The organism is Zoogloea sp. LCSB751, from assembly GCF_002028455.1.
In the GTDB taxonomy this organism is placed as follows: domain Bacteria; phylum Pseudomonadota; class Gammaproteobacteria; order Burkholderiales; family Rhodocyclaceae; genus Zoogloea.
This window is the reverse complement of the sequence record NZ_MWUM01000144.1, coordinates 1-280: the sequence shown is the minus strand read 5'-3', so window position 1 is coordinate 280 and position 280 is coordinate 1. Positions and strand designations below refer to the sequence as shown.

Sequence of the window (280 nt, the reverse complement as noted above, 5' to 3'; positions counted from 1 at the left end):
GGTCTTACCAGTGAGGCGTTAAATCATGTTTCATCCCTTCTCTCTGACTCAGATAATCCTTCGCCGCATCTTCGTATTGATGGTGGGTCTGCTCGCCTTCCCGGTGATGCTGTTTCGCCGCGATCGCGCCCGCTTCTACAGCTACCTGCACCGGATCTGGAGCAAGACCAGCACCAAGCCGGTGTGGCTCAAGATGAGCGAACGGGGTGAGCGGATCTTCTACTGATCCCTTGCCCACAGTGAAAAAAGACAGCCAAGGCTGTCTTTTTTTATGGCCGGC

The 280-nt window shown here is 54.6% G+C and carries 1 protein-coding gene; it reads left to right on the top strand.

Annotation, left to right across the window (positions count from 1 at the left end; translation table 11 throughout):
* Nucleotides 1-25: 25 nt before the first annotated feature.
* Complete coding sequence (locus B4920_RS26120; protein ID WP_005324353.1) at nt 26-226, top strand: YbfA family protein; 201 nt, start codon at nt 26-28, stop codon at nt 224-226.
* Nucleotides 227-280 lie beyond the last annotated feature (54 nt).